This is a genomic window from bacterium (genome assembly GCA_024226335.1).
Taxonomy (GTDB): domain Bacteria; phylum Myxococcota_A; class UBA9160; order SZUA-336; family SZUA-336; genus JAAELY01.
This window is the reverse complement of sequence record JAAELY010000262.1, coordinates 1-2,306: the sequence shown is the minus strand read 5'-3', so window position 1 is coordinate 2,306 and position 2,306 is coordinate 1. Positions and strand designations below refer to the sequence as shown.

At 64.3% G+C, this 2,306-nt stretch carries 1 protein-coding gene; it reads left to right on the top strand.

Annotation, left to right across the window (positions count from 1 at the left end; all coding sequences use genetic code 11):
• On the top strand, nt 1-2,306 hold a 2,306-nt coding region (locus GY725_13490), incomplete at both ends, for an efflux RND transporter permease subunit (protein ID MCP4005198.1).

Genomic DNA, 2,306 nt, shown 5'->3' with positions numbered 1-2,306 from the left:
TTGCTGAATGTGGGAGACGTCGCGCGTGTCGAGAAGACCGTACGCGAACCGGCTGAATCGATCGCCCTGCTAGGCGGGCGACGGGGTATCGCGATCTCGGCGACGATGCAAGACGCCCACCGGGTGGACCTCTGGGCGGAGAACGCACACCGGACCATTCAGGACTTCCGCGCGGAGGTGCCGAGCGGGATCAAGCTCGACATCCTGTTTGATCAGAACTCCTACACCAGTGCGCGTCTCGGAAACCTGGTCACGAACCTTGTTGCAGGGTCCACGATCGTCGTCGCAGTCCTTCTGGTCATGATGGGCTTGCGCTCCGCGATCCTCGTCGCGACCGCCCTCCCCCTGACTGTCGGACTCGTGCTCGCCGAGATGTCGATGCTAGGCGTGCCGCTACATCAGATGTCGATCTCTGGCCTGATCATCGCGCTGGGCTTGCTGATCGACAACTCGATCGTTGTCGTCGACGAAATGAACGCGCGCATACGCCGCGGCACCACACCCGCCGCAGCCGTGCGCGAGACGATCGCCCACCTCCGCATTCCTCTCGCGGTTTCCACTATGACGACCGTGCTCGCATTTCTGCCGATCGTCCTGATGCCGGGGGGCGCCGGGGAATTCGTCGGCACGATCGCGGTCAGCGTCGGGCTGGCGATCACGAGTTCGTTCGCTCTCGCCATGACCGTAATTCCAGCACTGGCCGGGTACTTCCCGGCGAGTTCGGGCGACTCCGGTACGTGGTGGCGCGACGGATTCTCATCGTCGCGCCTGACCGGGCTCTTTCGCCGTTCTCTCCATCTCGCCCTCCGCAGGCCGGTACTCGGGATCGCAGCCTCGCTCGTCCTGCCGATCATCGGCTTCGCAGTCGGGCAGACGCTGCCGGAGCAGTTCTTCCCAGCCAGCGATCGCGACCAGTTCCAGGTGCAGGTCGTGCTCCCGGCTCAGACGTCCATCGCGACCACCCGAACCGAGGCTGAGCGCGCCCGCTCGATCATCCACGCCCACGCGGAGGTCATAGAGAGCCACTGGTTCATTGGAGAATCGACCGCGCGGGTCTACTACAACCTCTTCGACACGAACGACGGGCAATCCAGTTTTGCGGGTGCTTTCGTCACGACCCGTTCAGCCAGCGCCACCGAGGCCCTCCTCCCGAAGTTGCAGACCGAGCTCACCCAGGCTTTCCCGCGCGCTCGAATCGTCGCTCTGCCCTTCGAACAAGGCCCCCCGTTCGAGGCACCGATCGAGGTGCGCATCACCGGCCCCGATCTGGAGATCTTGCGGCGACTCGGTGAGGACGTGCGTCGAGTGCTGATCGAGACCGACGGAGTCACCTACACCGCTGCCAAGCTCTCCGGGGGCGAGCCGAAGCTCATCCTGGCCACGGACGAGGCAGAGGCCCGCCTGGCCGACCTCGAACTCGTCGGCATAGCACGCCAGCTCGACGCACGCCTCGAGGGGACCATGGGCGGCAGCGTGCTCGAGGGGAACGAGGAGCTACCGGTAAGGGTGCGAGTGGATCGCGGCGACCGACAAGACCTGCCGTCTCTCACGGCCGGTCGACTGCTCGCTCCGTCACGCTCTCGACCAAGCGACTCCACCCGGGTAGGAGGCGTGCCCATCCAGGCTCTCGCAAAGATCGAGCTGGTCCCCGAACTCGCCGGTATCGCGCGTCGCAACGGCGAACGGATCAATACGGTGCAGGGCTTTCTCGAGCCGTACAAGATGATCGCCGGGGCCCTGGCAGACTTCGAGCAACGCCTCGAAGAAGCCCACATCGAACTTCCGGCGGGCTATGCCATCGGCTTCGGCGGCGAGAATGAACAGCGCAGTGAAGCCATGGGCAAGCTTGCGGCATTCGCTCTCCCCCTGTTCGTCCTGATGGCCGGGGGAATCGTGCTCAGCTTCGGATCGTTCCGGATGGCCGGAATCATCTTCAGCGTCGCGTTCTTGAGCATCGGCCTCGCACAACTCGGAGTCTGGGCATTCGGCTATCCGATGGGCTTTATCGCGATCGTCGGAACGATGGGGCTCGTCGGGCTCGCGATCAATGATGCAATCGTCGTCCTGAACGCTCTCCGCACCGACCCCAGGGCCGCAACCGGAGAGACTGAGGCAACTAGCGAAGTCGTAATCGATGCGGCAGTCCACGTCTTCGCGACGACTTTCACGACGATCGGGGGGTTCCTGCCGCTCATCTTCTTCGGTGGACGATTCTGGCCACCGATGGCGACCGCAATCGCGGGCGGTGTCGGCGGGTGCTCGATCATCGCCCTCTACCTGGTACCGGCAGTCTTCGTACGGATTCG